We start from the raw sequence: 17,204 nt of genomic DNA, 5'->3' as shown, positions 1-17,204 counted from the left end.
AATATACGCCGCTATCTGTACGCATACTTGGGTTTCTCATTATGTGCATAAGTATCAACAGGTAGGCACATAATGAATCCATAACTTCTTTTTGGGCTAGCAACACAGCGTTAGACTAGCCCATCAAAGCTTAATGAATATCCATGTTTAGGATTTACTTAGCTGCATTTCGCGGCTGGTCACTTGAGTAGTTGGAATTTTTGCCCGTACCCAAATATCACCTTGGATAGTGGGTTTTATTGGGGCGTTGTATTGCTGCCAGTCTCCGTCCTGTATTTTGTATTCAAGTAATAAGCCACTATAAGCAGAATGCATATGTAGCACTCCCTCTTTTATCACTGCGCCTGGTAAAGGTACTCTTGGTTCAACCCACTCTTTTACCAGTTGTGGCATGGCTTTATGACTCAATACATCGCTAAAGCTGAACCAGTCTGCGTTCATTGCATTTCTTTGCGCTGCGTCAAAATGTTTTGTGCTGGCAGAATAGGCCACTCCCTTCTTGTAACTTTCGGCCCATTTCGGGGTATGCCAAGCGCGTTCGGCCACAACCAATAACCTAGGGTAAAGCATGTAGTTGGCCTTAGCATTTGAACGCACAGTTTCACCCCAAAGCTGTGCCTGAATACCTAAGATTTGCTGATCATTTTGAATATCAATATTGGCTGGCGCTGCATAATCATTGCCCAATTTATCTCTCCAAATTTCTGCATGTACAGCTAAGTTATGAGGCATAAATTGAAATACTTGATAACTGTCGGTGTATCTTGACCCCCAATAGTAGCCAGGTTCGATTGGGTCCGCTTCGTAGGGGAAGTCAAAATAGAGTACGTCTGGGGTAGATAACACAACCTGCCAGCCTTTATTAATCATTTCATGGACTTTGCTGTGACCACCGGAATATAGGGTTTCCCAGGAGTTTGATTGTAACTTTTCTGGCAAATTTTCGGAATTTGCGTGGGAGAGTCCGTCGCTCCACGCAGCAGGTAAAACCCCTAATTCACTTATATTGTTAGCAACTTTTTCTACAAAGTAGGAGCCAAGCTGTTTAGCTTCATTAAGACTATCGTTACTGGCAATCAGTGCAGCGCAGGCTGGCGATTCTGCCCAAGCTCCTGCCGTTTCATCTGCACCTATGTGATAGCGTTTCAGGGGCACGCCAGCAGTTTTGTGCATGTCGATTAATTGTTCGAGCACTTCACCTATAAAAGTATAAGTAGCAGGTAAACAGGGGTTGAGAGTGTTGTCGTTGTAATGTTGAATTGAGCGATACTCACTTTTGTCGTCAATCTCCGTCAAAAAATATTGTGCTGCTTCGTCAGGTTTTTCTAGCTTCATTAGGCGCTGGTATCTTGCATTCATGGCAACAATCGCTGCGCGCGAATGCCCTGGCATGTCTAAGGAGGGAAGCACTTCGATTTGTCTTGCGTCAGCATATTGCAAAATTTCAATGTAGTCGTCGATGCTATAAAAGCCACTGTTTTGTTCTGTGGCCGCAAACTTGCCATTACCGCCGGCAAGCTGCGGCAATAAGCAGTTTTGTTCCGATTCATCAAAGCATCGAAACGCGCCAACATCGGTGAGTTCCGGTAACGAATCAATTTGTAATCGCCAGCCCTCATCGTCTGCAAGGTGTAAATGCAGTTTATTTAGTTTGTAATAAGACATTTGCTCTAGTGTTTGCAAAATAAAGTCTTTGCTGCGGAAGTTTCGTGAAACGTCTATATGTAGACCTCGAAACGCCATACTGGGTTGATCTTTTGCTAAACCTAATGGTAGAGCTTGGTTTGGTGCATCATAAAGCTGAGCTATAGACATCATGGCATAATAAAGTCCTGCAGAATCTGCATATTCAATTTGAATGTCTTCGGCACTAATGAACAATGAATAACTTTCTGGCGCAGTTTCACTTTTCTGTATTATTTTTATTGGTAAGCCCTGCTGGCTTATTTGAATTGAGTTGGCAATTAATCTTTGGGTAACTGCGGCGAGTAAACTTTTATCTTTAGCATCTGGCATGTCAGGCAATTGTATTCCTGATGGAATATGAACAGTCTCGGATGACCAATCAGCTGATTGCAGTTTAGGGATAATGCGTAAATTATGAGTCTCTGTGCTGTCAGTTATACGTGACGAAAAACGATAGAAACGCTCACTGGTATCTGCAATGACAACCTTGTCGTCGGCATTTCTGAGTTGCTGTTCAGGGCGACTAAAGGCTTCAACGTGCTGAGGGCGCGGTAGTTGATGTCCTTTGATTAACTTTTCTGTTGTTGACGTTATAACACTGGTTTCGCCGTGACTGTCCACCAACAGGTAGTTTGGAAATAAAACCGATTCTGAGACTAAGGGGGTATGACCATAAAACACTATTTGATAATCAGTGTTGGCTGCTATTTTGTCTGTTTTGGGCGAGATTTCATGTAAGTCACCATTAACATGCACAAGGTTAAATTCATTGCTCGTGGCTTTGCTAATTGGTGACAAATTACTGAATAAAATACGCCAGTTTTTAGGCATACTTTGGGGGAGCCGCAATGTCATAGTGGCCTGATAACAACTCTTTGCTTGGTTCGGGCAATCTTTAGTGAGGTAGTTGTGATTTACACCTAGTTTGACTTGTATTTGTGCTGCGGCAGCGTTAACTGACACTATTGGCTCCGCAACAGAAGGGAGTGCTGTTTCATTTCCACAAGCGGTCATAAAAATAGCCATGGCTATAGTCAATCCACTAAGTGTTTTTTGCTTTAATTTACCCTTCATTGCCATGGTAATAGTGCTATTTGTCATGAATGAGTCCTATATAAACGTTATAAAAATTTTCCGTCGTTAAAATGCTAGTTGCAACAGCAATAACCACTGGCTTTACATCTTCCCATGCCTTTGTCCTTTTATCTTCCGGCTGAAGCCCACAACTGCTGATTCGGCAATAGCGATATGGGACATCAAAGCACTTTCTCTATCCGTTGTTCTTGCGGTACCTAAAGGATGCCCCAACACGGCAAAGAGCATTTAAGTCATGGCTATTTCCAGTCAATAGATTTGTCGATAGTGCAGTGATACTGTCACAATTATGGGATCTAACTAGCCTAAGGGGCACATAGGCTAATGCGATCTATAAAAATTTAAGACCACTTTCTGATTTTGTGGCCTTTAAGGGCATAATATAAAATGAATCCGTAGCAGGGGAGCATCATCCAGTATGCCGATTGGTTATCAAAGTGTTCCGCTAAAACACCATATAAAACCGGTAGTACAGCGCCGCCAGAAATACCCATGATCAACCAAGCTGAACCTCGAGCGGTGAGACTATATAATCCATCTAAAGCTAATGGCCAAACAGCAGGCCATACCAAGGCATTGGCAAATCCCAGTATGGCAATGAGGGTAATAGCATTAGGTAATTCAGCTATGCCCATCCATCCCCATAAAACACTTGAGATTGAAGTGGATTGTACATCGGCAAACACTATTGCAAGACTTAACACTAAACCTAAGATGGCTGAGCCAGCTAGTGCCTGAGCCTGATCAATAAAGCGCGGAATAAGCACTAAACCAATTAGATAGCCTAAAACCATAAAAGCCATAGTGTAAGAGGTTAAAGAGGTGGCGTTTGCTACACCTAACTGAGAGCCAAATAACCCTATGGTGTCGCCTGCTATGACTTCGACTCCTACATATAAAAATAATGCTACCACCCCTAGTATGAGTTGTGGGTAGGCTTTTAAACTCCCCGCTTCAGCGTCCGCCGACTCTGGCTTCTCTAAAACTAAGTCAGGTAAAGATGAGAATTTTAATAAGACGGCCAAAACAAACAAAGCTAGCGCCATGTAGGTATAAGGTAATATTAAACCATCAGCCAAAGCAGCGATTTGTGTGATACGTTCGGCGTCAGATAAGGCCGCAATTGTCTGTGCATTCACACCTGCGAACTCACCAAGTACTAAGGCAGTAAATACAATTGGCGCCAGAAAACCAGCAAACTTATTCAATAAACCCATTATAGAAATACGCACAGCTGCGGTTTCCTTTGGACCAATCTTTACGATATAAGGATTCGATGCCGTTTGCAGAATTGTCAGGCCTGTACCCACAATAAATTGAGCAACTAAAAATACTGCAAATTCATGAGAGTAAGCCGCTGGAATAAACAATAAACACCCAAGGGCGATGCCAACTAAACCTAAACACATGGCATATTTATAGCCTACTTTGTCTAACACCCAAGACATAGGTAATGCCATGACTACATAGGCTATATAAAAAGAAAAGGCTACCAACAAAGCTTGTGACTCAGTTAAATCACAGACTATTTGCAAAAATGGGATCAGGGCGCCGTTAAGCCATGTGACAAAACCAAATATGAAGAACAACATGCCTATAATAAGCATAGGTATGAGTGTCCCTGATTTAGACTGCTGGGTATTAATTGTTTGCATTGTTCACCTTCTTATTGTTTTTAGTGTTAAGTCCGCGTTACCCGAATACTTGCTCACCCGCTATATAAGTGGCATTCACATGATATTGTTCTGTTAATACGACCCAGTCTGCAGCATACCCTGGAGCTAAATAGCCCTTTTGTTGTTGCATGCCTAGGAATGTAGCTGGCGTTGCTGAAGCCATTTTGAGGGCGTCTTGCATAGAACAGTGTAGATCTTCAACGCAGTGACGAACTGCACTGGCCATATCAAGTGCTGAGCCAGCTAATCTGCCGCCTTCAATGGTTAATTTATTACCTTCTCGATTGATCTGCATACCGGCAAATTGCAATTCAGTTTGATCGCTTCCTACATGGGACATGGCATCGGTGACTAGCATGATGCGCTCTGGCGTTTTACATTTAATTGCCAACTGGCAACTTGTCATATCCACATGTTCATGATCTACAATTAATCCGCAATAGCTAGATGCGTCTACCAATGCGGCACCCACCATGCCAGCGGCTCTGCTTTGAAGCGGCGACATGGCATTGTATAAATGTGTAAAACCTTGAGCCCCCGCTTGGAGTGCCGCAAACGTTTGTTCGGCACTGGCATTAGAGTGACCTAAACAAATTATTACATTCGCTTGCACTAACTCGGTAATTACCTCGATAGATACGTTTTCTGGCGCCAAAGTGACACACACTAACCCCAGATCTGTGCGTTTAAACAAAGCCATTTCTTCGGGACTAATTTGCCGAATATGCTGTGAGGGGTGAATGCCTTTTTTAGGCTGACTTAAATGGGGGCCTTCAAAATGAATGCCGACTATGCCTTTGACATTTTGGGCAATGGCAGCAGACACGGCATTTGCTGCCTGTTGCATAGTTGCAAAATCATCTGTTATTAACGTAGGCAACATAGCCGTGCTACCAAATCGCTGATGGGCACGGCTCATTGTCATTAAGGTTTCTAAGCTTGGCTGATTGTTAAACAACACACCGCCACCACCATTCACTTGTACATCCACAAAACCAGGAGCAACTAACCCATTCAATTGAATGGCATTGTCTTGTGCAGCCGCCGGTTCAATGGAGTGTATTATGCCGGCCTCAACAGTGATTATTTGATTGTTTTTAATGGTTTTTCCATCAAATAAGTTTTCTGCAAAAAAACGCTGCATCTTTACCTCGATAATGTTTCGGTTATTTTTTCCACTCTTGCGGGTTTCTGATGATGCCCGATTAAATGGGGGAACACATCAGATGATTGTGACCCAGCATTCATCAAAAACGCCTTGTTCATGACAAGACTCCGCCACTTAACATTGACTTGGAATATAGAATTGCGCCTTGTTCTGGCGTCGACTTAGCTGGCTTTATAATAGCCTGTAGTTGGGTATCCAAGTAGGGCATTATTGGTTGTGTAATACCGCCAATTAAAGACAAACGATCCAAGTTGCCGATTAACAACCGATGGCAAAGTTTATTGATATAAGTCGCAGCTTGATTAACCAGTAATAATGCATCTTCTTGCTGATTTGCCGCGAGTTGCAGTATTAACGGTGCAATGGTTGCGTAAAATGCGGGTTTTGCCTCTAGCGTTAAACTCACTAAGTCGTAAGGATTGTCACACTTAAGCTGGTTCATTACGTGTTCGCAAAGAAGATTGTCAGGGGTGATACCATCTAAGGTTTCAAGGCAATGACTTATCGCCATCTTTCCAAGCCAAGCGCCACTGCCTTTATCGCCGACAACAAATCCATGGCCTCCGACCTCCAACTGTTGTTGGTTACATATTGCGATCCCAGAAGAGCCAGTTCCTACTATCACTATTGCGCCATCTGCACCTAAGTGTGCGCCTAGGCAGGCAATGTGTAGATCAGTGGTTATGTGCCAACTCGCAAAGGGGAGAGATTGTTTTAAAAATGCTTGTTGCACTTTTGGAATATTAATTCCAGCCAAGCCAATTCCGGCATGGATTTGGTTTAGGGATAGTCCTTTAATATTCGCATTAGCGACGGCTTTTTCACTGGCTTCAAGCACAGCTGCAACTGAACCTGTTAGGTGGCGAGCAGCATTAGCTGGGCCAGCAGTTGCTTCAGCTAGAAGGTTCCCCTTAGCATCTTCCAAGCGAGCTTTACATTTTGTGCCACCACCATCAATGCCTAGAAAGATGTCCGTAGAATGAGTCAAAAATTAATCCTCTGTTTTTTAGAACAATACATACTTTGTTTAATTGTCATGACTTATTACTGCATTAATCCATTGAGTATTTATCGTTATTTTTAATTTATCTAACTAAATGACAGCGTTGTCATTTTATTTTACCTAGTCTCACACTATTTGCAATGATTTCAATCTCTAACCCTGCATTTAGTAGTTATGGAAATAGCCGTAGTGTTCGATTAATTTACGATTTTCACTATCTGCCCACTGATAGTAACTTTGGTCACTTAATTCACTGGCTGCTGCTTTATCCAATAAGATAATTGCATTCTCATGCATTTGTAACGCAGAGGCAGGGCACATAGCCGAAACACCACCCGTAATCATATCTTTAACCGCATTGGCTTTGTTCGCACCTGTCGCCATTAGTAACACGTAGCGGGCATCCATAATTGTGGCAATACCCATAGTCATGGCCATGGTGGGTTGTTTTTCATCGGGATTAAATAAACGGCTATTATCGCTAATAGTTTGTTGAGTTAAGGTTTTAATACGTGTTCGTGAAGACAAGCTTGAGGTGGGTTCATTAAAGCCAATATGGCCATTGGCACCAATACCTAATATTTGTAAATCAATACCGCCTTGTTGTTTGATTTTTTCTTCATAGGCTAATCCTTGTACTCTCGGATTTTCGCCTACAGCACAAGTAGGTAAAAAGGTATTGTTCACGTCAATATCAACGTGGCCGAATAAATGATTATCCATAAAGCTACGATAGCTTTGTGGGTTGGCTGGATCTATTTGATGATATTCATCTAAGTTAAAAGTGGTCACATTCTTAAAGCTTAGCCCATCAGTTTTATGTTGTTCAACTAGCTGTTTGTATAAGCTAATGGGGGTACTACCGGTCGCTAAACCTAAGACAGGCGCCTCGCTTTTTTTGATGAGTTCTTTTACCCATTTAGCAGCACTTTCGGCAACTTGTTGAGCATTATCATAAATAATAATCTGCATTAAATGTCCTTTGAACTGAATTTTTAACTGAGTGATTTAAGAACAATATATTCTTATTATAGTTAGCATCAGTTGCGATAAATAATTGGTAAATGACAGCGTTGTCATTTATTCTACCAACTAAAATACTATTTGCAACTTTCTGAGCTTGTTATTTAAGAATTAGAAACGAGTGTCTCTAATTGCTCTAGTACTTAAGTCATCTAAACAGCATAGTTTTTAGCAGTTGGGATGGATTGCACAATCTGCATTTTTTATGAGTTAAAATATTGTAGGCTTGTATTTAATGGTATTTTGTTTTTATTAGCCCCATTTTTGAGATTTTTATGTTGGAAAAACAACAACCTATATTTATTCATATTCCTAAAACCGGTGGCACCAGCATCAATTGTGTGATGAAAGGGACAGAGTGGCAAACTCCCCTTGATTATCACTACCGTCACTTAGCGTTTGAAACCAAGACATCAACTTGTGGTGATATCTTTGACATAAAAAACGTCGAAAAATTTAAGAATGAATTCATTTTCATGATGTTGAGGGATCCTGTAGACAGACTTATATCTGAGTATTACTACATTCGTAAAAATGCCGAATTTATGGGTTTCTTAACACCTCAGCCTAAGAGTTTTTCTGACTATGTGGACAATCCGCAAACTTCAAACTACATGTTGAAATTCTTGGATGGGCAACGTATCTACTCAGAAAGTAAACTTACCCAAGCACGTGCCGACGAAATCATTTCGCTGATTGACCAGTTGGATATTCATGTGGGAATTTTTGAAGAATATGATCGCTCGCTTAGTTATTTAAAAGACGTAGGTGATTTTGACTGGCCTGAAACAATAGAAGTAAAAAGAGCCACCATTAATCGCCCAACTATAAAGCAGATCTCGGCGGATATTTTGCACAAGATACGCGAAAAAAATACTCTGGATGAGCAACTGTTCCAACATTGTAAAGCCAGGCTGATGGAGCGAACCCAAACGCTTGCGATTAATAAATTTAAGTATCAAGGAGGAAAGTTAGATTTTGTAATTCCCTATACCGTATGGAATTGTATCTTAGATATTGAGCTAACAAATCGCAGGTTTATTGAAGAAAATAAAAGGTTTTTTGTCACCCTAAATGTTTATCTGCATAAAACAACGGGGTCAGGAAAGGAGTATGCAAAAAATTGGATGAAGTTATTCAAAAAGTCAGTAGCCATTTATTTTAAAACCACCAAGTTTGCAAAACAAATAAAGCAAATTAAGAAACCCTCTGCGATAGACGAAATCATCGCGGTAGCACGAGTGATAGACGAGGCAACAATAAAGCCGTCAATGGGTTTAGATATAGGCAATCCTAAAATAAAGCTAACACTCACACCTGAAATGGGAGCGGTGTTGGAACAACCAGATGTTGTTAAAAAAGGTGAGATTAAATGGTAACTCTAAGACTTTAATCATCACCTTAGCGGCTAAATTTTTTGTAATCCATGCAACTTGATTTTATCAATAAAATCTCGATGCTTTGGCAAACTACTTTTGACTTTATCTAACATTCTTAAGTTTTGCTGGAAGTGTTTTTGCGCTAACGCATCGTTATTGTATAAGTAGTTTTGATTGCTTAAATCACTTTTAAAGTTCAGGCCGTAAAGTACATATTGAATGCTCGCGATGGGGAATACATCAAATTGTGCATCCGTATCATTAATATGCGGAGGGTGATGTTTCCACAGTTCTAACAAATCTTGCAGTCGATCAGACATTGATTCTTTTTGAATATTATCTAACCAGTAGGCTTCATCGGTTCGTTCTGAAAGCACGTAATGTAACTTTAAGAAATCGATAATCGCTTGCCACTTTTTAGTAAAGCCATGATTAAATTGCTTAGCAATAATTTCCATTCTAGTAAAATCTGTAGGTAAACGTTCACTTATCCACTCTACAGAGTTGTCTACTAGTATCAGCGCTGAGGCCTCTAAAGGTTCTAAAAATCCAGCGGATAAGCCAATGGCGACACAGTTTTTGTGCCAAAACTTTTCTCTGTATCCCGAGGTAAAAGGAATTTGTCTAAAGCTTAACCCTTCGGCCTTAGGTCCAATGTGTTGTGCAAATGTATTGATTGCGTCTTCATGGGTGGTGTGATCGCTAGAGTAGACATAACCCATGCCTTTGCGGCTACTTAAACCGATGTCCCAAGTCCAACCGGCTGTTTGTCCTGTGGCAATGGTATGACATGCGATATCTTCGCCTTCGTCATAAGGTATTTGTGTGGCAATAGCAAAATCATTAAACAAACATTTTTTGGCGGAGATAAAAGGGACTTTCAGAGTTTTATCAATCAAAATAGCCGCGAAACCAGAGCAATCGATAAACAAGTCACCATAGATTATGCCGCTTTTTTCGCAGCCAACACTTTTGATGTAACCTCCATTATCTAACCGTACATCAATGACTTTATCTACTACGTGTTTAACCCCCAGTTCAATGGCTTTTTCTCTTATTAATTCCGCTACCTTTACGGCATCAAAATGGTATGCATAGTTAAGAACAGACTGGTATTCGGGGGTAACGATTCTCTTAGGTGCAAGTCCGGCTTCACATATTTGATCCTGAAAGTCGACAGCTTCTGCAAAACGACCAAATCGTTCTTGGTTTTCTTTCTTTTGCCAGTAAGCAGTCATATCAAACTGACCGTAGCCATTAGGAACATTGAAAGGGTGATAGTAAAATTCATCTCGGTCATTTAAGCGCCAACTGACAAACTTGGCTCCTTGTTTAAATGTTGCGTCGCAACGCCTAATCAATTCAGTTTCAGAAATGCCAATGCTGCGTAAGGTTTTTCGCATGGTGGGAAACGTACCTTCGCCCACGCCAATAGTTGATATTTGATCTGATTCAATCAAGGTAATGCTGACATTTGAATTTCTTTTTTCGCCGTGTTGTTTTGCCAACATGGCCGCTGATATCCAACCTGCAGTGCCACCGCCTACTATCACTATGTTTTTTATTGCTTTATTCATGTACAAACCTTCAGAGTGTTCATATGAAACAGTTAAGTTGAAGTCGACTTATCTATTTGCATTTATTTCAGTTGCTTCTTCAGCCAATTTTTTATTCCTTTTTTAGACTGTTCAGTTAAAGGATCTAAAATTCCTCTAACGTGCTCAGGAATATGTTCATATTTTTGATTTTGATCTGAAAAAATGTAGTAATCGAATAACGCTTTCCACATCTTCTTTTGTTCTAATGGTAAATTGCGAATAGATAACATCGCCATTAAAATGGTGTCGGCAGGTACTGGCTTAGTCGAGCCATTTATGGCGCCTCCTTCCCAGTAATTGACCAACACATTCACTCCACCTAGCGCCCTAACGTGGTGCCACCACAGACTTGGGATGTAAATGGCATCACCGGGTTCTAGCTCAGCGACCAGTGCGTTATCAAGGGCTGTCTGAAATTTGGGATGTTTCTCAAAGTCAGGCTTATTAAAATCAACCAGACTTAACGGAGCGCCTGCGGGGGTAAAGTCCATAGGACCCACGTATAAATTTTCAATTTGTTCAGGAGGAAATAGAGTGAAAATACGCTTACCACTGACTACGCAAGCAATGTTTTCTGAATCATCATAGTGTGCCGATACAACGGAGTTGTTTCCAATCCAAATTCTTGGAGGCACCTTTTTAGTAAAGAACTGAAAAGGATTTTGTTTTTCAAAATCTGGGAAGTAGTCAGCTACTGGAGCACTTTGCAGAGCAAGGGTCTCCGCATTGTTATCTAAACTATTGGCTAACACATCACGGAAAAATTTATCAAGCGGTCCCACTTCTCTTTTGAAATTGAAATCAGACATGTCTTGGTTATAAAAAAAACGCCCCTTTTCTGCGGGTGGTATGCGTGCGAATTGAATGTCACCGCCTGCATAGATATTGGAAAAGTATTGATACAGGTGTTCGATACTTTTTTGCGCTTGGGTCACTACAGGCCAATCCTTTACTAGCCCTTTTAGGACTGCGGGTTTGTGTAAAGGCAAAATCTCGTTAGCAAAAATTTTAGGTGTGACATTGTGCCAGCAAGCGATTTCATTTAGAGGTTTTGTTTGCATAACAACAAGCTTACTCAGGCGTGAAGTTAGACTTTAATTGCAACAGGCGTTCAAATTGACTAAGTGATGCCAAGTGCGCATATATCGCAGCAAAATACTGACGTTTATATAGAGTGAGCGCTTCATCATCTGAAAGTTCGTTTAAAGCTTCTTCGTCTACTTTGTAAAGTCCATTGAGTTGTCTTACTCCTTCTTCACCTAGTTTTAACTTCACTTCTGCTGGTTGTAGCAAGTCATGTTCGGCCAAAAATGCGATAAAAATATCAGTGGCTGCGTCTTTTGCTAGCATATCGGTTAGTAATTCAGTTGCTTGTTGGGTTGCTTTTGAAGGAGCACCACTTGCATCGAAAATCTCTACGCCTTCTTTTTCATTTAACAAACTGCTGTTCTCGTCGATGCACAAAACCATTTCACCTTCATCTTGAGTTTTTGCTCCAGCTGCAAAAGGGTAACGTCTTATGTTGACCGGTATGTAGTTAGTGCGTACTTTTTTGTCGGAGAAAATGAGATTTTCGTTGGCATCCAAACCTAATAAAGCCACACTTTTGAATTTTCCAGTTTCGGTCTGTTTAACAAATACAATAGGAAAATTTATAGACGCTTTTAGAAATTCAGAAGCGAGCAAGGGCGTCATGTTTTGTTGACTAACGTGTGAATAGTTACGATCGACATTGATCCGTAAGTTTTTATGTTTAGCCGAATCTAATGGGATCATATTTATGGTTGTCATCGTTTAGTCCTCTTAAAGTTTTACTATGTGCGGTGCACAAAAAATACGCTATATCTTACTGATACCGTATTGTTTAATTTTATTAATTATTTCTCGGTGCGCGGGCAAGTTTTTCTGTAATTGCTCTGCATGTTTATTAAGTTTTGTTACTTCTTTAGCGGCAATCTCACTAAACGGAAAACGTTGACTTATGTTGTTGAGATCGGTCATAAACTCCATGCCGTAGAGTACATATTGATAATTTTCTAACTGGAAAACTTCATATTTACTCGAAAAGTCTGACTGAGTGGGCAGGTTGAATTGCCAATAATCTAACTTTTCTAACAGGCTTTCTGGTGCGCTATTCGGATTGACATTATCTAGCCAAAACTGACTATCGCTGCGTTTGCTTAAATAATAATGTAATTTAATAAAGTCGATGACTTTATCCCAAGCATAGCGGCTAATATCATTGAAGGTTTTTTCCGCATAACCCATGCCTTTGGTTGTCGTGGGAAGTTTGTCTGCCAGTAATTTTGCCGTCGCTTCAACAATGAGAAGTGCAGTGGCTTCTAACGGTTCTACAAATCCCGCAGCAAGACCAATGGCAACACAGTTTTTGTGCCAAAACTTTTCTCTGTAGCCAACATTCATTGGTATGCGTCTCGCTGTTAAATCAATAGATTCAGCACCGATATATTTTCTTAGAATTTCTTCTGCTCTGTCGTGAGAGGTATGATTAGAGGAGTAAACGTAACCTACGCCTCGTCTTTTGGATAATCCTATATCCCATGTCCAACCGGCTTCATGTGCAGTCGCAATAGTATATGGTGGGATTTCTTTGGACTCATCAGCATAAGGCACTTGCATGGCGACTGCTGTATCTACTAGTAACTGGTGCGCTTTGCTCACAAAGCCAATTTTTAGTGCGTCACCCATTAAGCGACTTGCAAAGCCAGAGCAATCGACAAAAAAGTCAGCTGAGATTAATTGGCCTTCTTTTGAGCGCAATTTTTCTATGCTGCCATCTGCAGATAATATCACGTCTTGAATCGTCAGTACCTGATGATGAATACCCAATTTATCTCTACCATGTGATGCTAGGAATTTTGAAAATTTTCCTGCATCTAAATGATAGGCATACTCCAAATTGCCAGCATACTCTCTGTCGGTTATGCGCTTAGGGCTTAAATTTAAATCACAAATACTTGCCTGAAAGCTAACATGATTAGCATAGGCTTGATCGCCTTTCTTTAATAACCAATAGGGTGTGAGGTCAAAACCTGGAGTGTGTGGATAGTTAAATAAATGATGATAACTGTGGTGATTTCCTGATGTAGGCGCGTGCAGCCAGTCCACAAATTTAATGGACTGTTTAAAGGTGACATCGCACTCCCGAATAAACTCAGCTTCATTGACGCCGATCATTCGCAAAGTTTGGCGCATAGTTGGCACTGTGCCTTCGCCAACTCCCACCGTAGGTATATCGGCTGACTCAATCAGTGTAATAGTAGTAGTGGTATCACTCGCGTTATTTAATTGTTTCGCAAGGATGCAAGCCGTTAACCAACCTGCTGTTCCTCCACCTACGATCGCAATATTTTTTATCGGTGAATTCATTCCACTCTCACACTTCAAATTATGTATCAATAGGTATAGATAAGACAAAAAAGTCGAGCCTAAGCTCGACTTCCTTTTCATTACACTTCTAACTTAGTCGTTAGAAATTGTATCTTACACCGGCTACGAAGCGACGACCGTTTGAATAAAGTGACACTAAACGAGCTTTATCCACATTATATTCAACAATCTCTTCATCACTTAAGTTAACTGCTTCGAAAGTAAACGAGAGGTTTTCACTGAAGTTCCAGTTTGCACTGGCATCCCATTGACCAAACTCTTCGTTATACACTTCAATACCAGAGAAGTTTATACCTTTGTACCAATCACTACGATAGTTGTACATTAGGCGTGCACCAAATGTGTCATTCTCAAAGTACGCAGTCAAGTTCAATGAATTCTCTGAGGTACCTTCAATTAGGCCTGAACCTAAGTTTGCTTCATCTCGCTCTTGGTCAGCGTTAGCATTGGTATAAGTATAGTTAATACTTGCACCGTAGCCGCCAAAATCATGTTGCAGACTAATTTCAACCCCGTCTAACAAGCCACCCATTCCATTACCTGGTTGCGTAAAATCAACATCAACAAACTGGTTTTCTCTTTCGAAAAATCTAGGTTGAGTATCAATAATGCTAGTACGCAATGTATTCAGCTGTTTTACAAAATAGGCGACAGAAAATAGTGACGCATCTGCATAGTAATATTCGTATGAAATATCAAACTGGTTCGCGATAGTTGGTCTTAATTGTGGGTTCCCTCGAGTACCAGTATTTTGTGCGGTAGTTGATAGTGCGCCCATCGATTCATTACCTGAAATATCCTGCCAGTTTTGACGAGACATAACGCGCGCTGCAGCGACACGTAGTATTTGATCGTCAGCAAGATCCATGGAAATGTTAAAGCTAGGTAAGAACTCTGAATAATCATTGTCTTGGCTGACCCATTCAATACTTGAAGGATTTAACCATTCGCCGTTAATAGTGCGAAGACCTGATGAATCGTTTGAGTATTCGTAACCTGAAGATGTTTGGTCGGTAGATACGTAACGAAGACCTAAATTTCCGCGGAATCCATCTCCAGAGAAGTCACCTTGTACATATAGGGCAATAATATCTTCTTCAACAGACCAAATTTCGCCCAAGCCTTCGTGAACTGCGTATCTAGCGTCTGGACCAAATGCTAATTCTTCCATTACTTCGCGGTTTTGGACCACTTGATTTGCAATATTTCCGCCAGCTGCAGTGTCAACGATTACACTACCTAATGCGTCTAGGCCACAATCAGCCATAGTTGGACAGTCAGCAAAAATTGTCCACATGGTGCCATTCCAGTCAGCATTTGGATCCACTTCTTGTGATGCATGCCAGCTGTATACTTCACGACCTTGTGAACGCTCAGCATCTCTGCCTTTTGCGCCTACTTTGATGGCGGTGAATGCACCTACATCGACAGGTATCTCTAAATCTAATTGTACCCATGTCTCTTTGTCTTCAGCAGGTTTAGCCCCACCCCATATCCAACCGGCCGCAAACTCTGAACCGTCAGAAGGGTCGACACCAAAATCAACAGTGGGTGTACCAGTAAGATCGTATTCGTATCCTGCTTCTACAGCACTGTATTCCCATGAAGTCTCGCGTAATGTACCGCCTTCACCTTTAGTTGTACCAATTTCGAAGTTTAAAATGTAGTCATCAGTAGAGTAGTCGATATCTAAATGGAACTGCTCTGTCTCAGTGCTTGAAACACGGTTAATCATGTTGTACGACGCTTGTCCTAACGGATCTGAGGTAGCTAGAATTGCACCGTCAACTATTTTAGTCGCATTGGCTATCGCCGTAGCTCTATTTCTTGCTGGGAAGTTAAGTAAGTTAGCGTTTTGGTTGTCTACGTCCATTTTTGATTGTAGTGCGTTAAAGGTCACTAACATTTCATCACTAGGCGCATATTGTACTGTGGCAAATAATGTTGAACGTTCGCGATCTTGAATAAAACGTGGTGCACCTAAGTTACCTGGGACGATATAGTCATCATCAGGTGATGTTTGCCAACCTAATACTTCAAAACCTTGACGCTCAAGTGAACGGTCTTGTTTGACAGCAGATACCATCACACCAAAGTTCTCGTCTTCGTTTTTCCATGAATACATAGCAGCTGCAAGAGGGTCTGTTTTCTCTGACATATCTGAATATTGCGCTTCTAATGAAATACTACCGCTGTTGGCATCCATATCTAGTGGACGTCGTGTTTGCAGTACAACCGTACCACCAATTGAACCTTCATCCATTGACGCAGTCGCAGACTTGTGAACTTCTAAACCTTTTACGATGACAGATGGCAACATGGTGTAGTTGAAACTTCGGTTTGCTTCATCAAGAATGAACCAATCAGCGCTACCTACAGTTTGACCGTTTAACAAGGTACGGTTGTATTTTGGACCCGCACCACGGATAGAGATTTTTTCACCTTCACCAAATTCACGGCTAACAGCAACACCCGTTATACGTGATAACGATTCAGCAACGTTTTTGTCTGGGAACTTACCGATGTCTTCAGATGTAATAACATCAACGACGCTATCAGCGAAACGCTTAGCATTAATGTTTTCTTTTAAAGAGCCACGAATACCGCTAATTTGAATGACTTCGGTATCATCACTTACTGGTTCTTGTGCAAAAGCTACTTTTGAAGTAGCGCCCCCAAAAGCTGTGCCCACTACGCAGGCAATTTTAATGCCCTTAGTGATCTTATTAAATTTTGTCATGTCTATGTGTTCCCTTAGTTATATTGACAACGCTGTCATTTTATTTTAAAAAAACTCTCAATATTAAAAATGATGAGCAAATCACTATCACTTAATGAAAGTGATGCGTTAAAAAATGATTGCTCTGTTATTCATCTTAAATATAAATGACAGCGTTATTGGTATTCGTTTAAGGTGGTGACAACGCTGTCATTTGTGGTCAATCTAAATGATCTTAAATCACTCTGCAACATCTTTTGCATAAGTAACACACAAAAATACGTATATTTAAACAGCAAAGTGGCGGTTGTTTGTGCAAGAAAGAGTCGACAAAGAGTAATTAAGTAACTGAAATTAAATAGTTTAGTGTTAATGTTTAGGTATGGCGTTTTTTTAACAAGATAACTTAAAAAAGATGTTGGGTATTTTAATTTTGGAAAAACTAA

At 40.8% G+C, this 17,204-nt stretch carries 11 protein-coding genes; 1 reads left to right on the top strand and 10 read right to left on the bottom strand.

Going from position 1 to position 17,204, the window contains the following annotated elements; genetic code table 11:
- Positions 1 to 147 precede the first annotated feature (147 nt).
- The 5 genes from AAC000_RS01525 to nagB all read right to left on the bottom strand — a co-directional run bounded on the left by AAC000_RS01525 (position 148) and on the right by nagB (position 7,600).
- Positions 148 to 2,787: a family 20 glycosylhydrolase gene (locus AAC000_RS01525; RefSeq protein WP_339719467.1), complete on the bottom strand. Its 2,640-nt coding sequence runs from the start codon at positions 2,785 to 2,787 to the stop codon at positions 148 to 150.
- A 335-nt stretch (positions 2,788 to 3,122) separates the two neighbouring features.
- On the bottom strand, positions 3,123 to 4,436 hold the full coding sequence (locus AAC000_RS01520; protein WP_339719466.1) for a sugar MFS transporter: 1,314 nt from the start codon (positions 4,434 to 4,436) through the stop codon (positions 3,123 to 3,125).
- 37 nt (positions 4,437 to 4,473) lie between these two features.
- Positions 4,474 to 5,601, bottom strand: coding sequence for an N-acetylglucosamine-6-phosphate deacetylase (gene nagA / locus AAC000_RS01515; protein WP_339719465.1), 1,128 nt, complete (start codon positions 5,599 to 5,601; stop codon positions 4,474 to 4,476).
- A 118-nt stretch (positions 5,602 to 5,719) separates the two neighbouring features.
- Positions 5,720 to 6,613 carry a BadF/BadG/BcrA/BcrD ATPase family protein gene (locus tag AAC000_RS01510; protein ID WP_339719462.1) on the bottom strand — a complete coding sequence of 298 codons (894 nt, stop codon included), beginning with the start codon at positions 6,611 to 6,613 and terminating at the stop codon, positions 5,720 to 5,722.
- A 180-nt stretch (positions 6,614 to 6,793) separates the two neighbouring features.
- Positions 6,794 to 7,600, bottom strand: coding sequence for a glucosamine-6-phosphate deaminase (gene nagB, locus AAC000_RS01505; protein WP_339719461.1), 807 nt, complete (start codon positions 7,598 to 7,600; stop codon positions 6,794 to 6,796).
- A gap of 329 nt (positions 7,601 to 7,929) precedes the next feature.
- Between nagB and AAC000_RS01500 the strand changes: the two genes are divergently transcribed.
- Entirely contained in the window at positions 7,930 to 9,030 is a 1,101-nt protein-coding gene (locus AAC000_RS01500) for a sulfotransferase family 2 domain-containing protein (protein WP_339719460.1), read from the top strand.
- Positions 9,031 to 9,059: 29 nt separating this feature from the next.
- On the opposite strand, the gene AAC000_RS01495 is transcribed toward AAC000_RS01500, so the two are convergent.
- The 5 genes from AAC000_RS01495 to AAC000_RS01475 all read right to left on the bottom strand — a co-directional run bounded on the left by AAC000_RS01495 (position 9,060) and on the right by AAC000_RS01475 (position 16,779).
- Positions 9,060 to 10,607, bottom strand: a complete 1,548-nt coding sequence (locus AAC000_RS01495; protein WP_339719459.1) for a tryptophan halogenase family protein — start codon at positions 10,605 to 10,607, stop codon at positions 9,060 to 9,062.
- A 62-nt stretch (positions 10,608 to 10,669) separates the two neighbouring features.
- On the bottom strand, positions 10,670 to 11,689 hold the full coding sequence (locus AAC000_RS01490; RefSeq protein ID WP_339719458.1) for a cupin-like domain-containing protein: 1,020 nt from the start codon (positions 11,687 to 11,689) through the stop codon (positions 10,670 to 10,672).
- A gap of 10 nt (positions 11,690 to 11,699) precedes the next feature.
- A complete protein-coding gene (locus tag AAC000_RS01485; RefSeq protein WP_339719456.1) occupies positions 11,700 to 12,419 on the bottom strand; it encodes a SapC family protein in 720 nt (239 codons plus the stop codon).
- A 48-nt stretch (positions 12,420 to 12,467) separates the two neighbouring features.
- A complete protein-coding gene (locus tag AAC000_RS01480; RefSeq protein ID WP_339719455.1) occupies positions 12,468 to 14,018 on the bottom strand; it encodes a tryptophan halogenase family protein in 1,551 nt (516 codons plus the stop codon).
- Between the two features lie 100 nt (positions 14,019 to 14,118).
- Positions 14,119 to 16,779, bottom strand: coding sequence for a TonB-dependent receptor (locus AAC000_RS01475; RefSeq protein ID WP_339719454.1), 2,661 nt, complete (start codon positions 16,777 to 16,779; stop codon positions 14,119 to 14,121).
- Positions 16,780 to 17,204 lie beyond the last annotated feature (425 nt).

The organism is uncultured Paraglaciecola sp. (genome assembly GCF_963977085.1).
Taxonomy (GTDB): Bacteria; Pseudomonadota; Gammaproteobacteria; order Enterobacterales; family Alteromonadaceae; genus Paraglaciecola.
The sequence above is the reverse complement of the archived record's forward strand: the minus strand, read 5'-3'. Positions and strand labels throughout refer to the sequence as shown.

What these genes read in the sequence shown, in the direction of transcription:
- AAC000_RS01495 (WP_339719459.1), bottom strand. Translation starts at nt 10,607, where the DNA reads ATGAATAAAGCAATAAAAAACATAGTGATAGTAGGCGGTGGCACTGCA.
- AAC000_RS01490 (WP_339719458.1), bottom strand. Translation starts at nt 11,689, where the DNA reads ATGCAAACAAAACCTCTAAATGAAATCGCTTGCTGGCACAATGTCACA.
- nagA (WP_339719465.1), bottom strand. Translation starts at nt 5,601, where the DNA reads ATGCAGCGTTTTTTTGCAGAAAACTTATTTGATGGAAAAACCATTAAA.
- AAC000_RS01485 (WP_339719456.1), bottom strand. Translation starts at nt 12,419, where the DNA reads ATGACAACCATAAATATGATCCCATTAGATTCGGCTAAACATAAAAAC.
- AAC000_RS01525 (WP_339719467.1), bottom strand. Translation starts at nt 2,787, where the DNA reads ATGACAAATAGCACTATTACCATGGCAATGAAGGGTAAATTAAAGCAA.
- AAC000_RS01520 (WP_339719466.1), bottom strand. Translation starts at nt 4,436, where the DNA reads ATGCAAACAATTAATACCCAGCAGTCTAAATCAGGGACACTCATACCT.
- AAC000_RS01480 (WP_339719455.1), bottom strand. Translation starts at nt 14,018, where the DNA reads ATGAATTCACCGATAAAAAATATTGCGATCGTAGGTGGAGGAACAGCA.
- AAC000_RS01475 (WP_339719454.1), bottom strand. Translation starts at nt 16,779, where the DNA reads ATGACAAAATTTAATAAGATCACTAAGGGCATTAAAATTGCCTGCGTA.
- nagB (WP_339719461.1), bottom strand. Translation starts at nt 7,600, where the DNA reads ATGCAGATTATTATTTATGATAATGCTCAACAAGTTGCCGAAAGTGCT.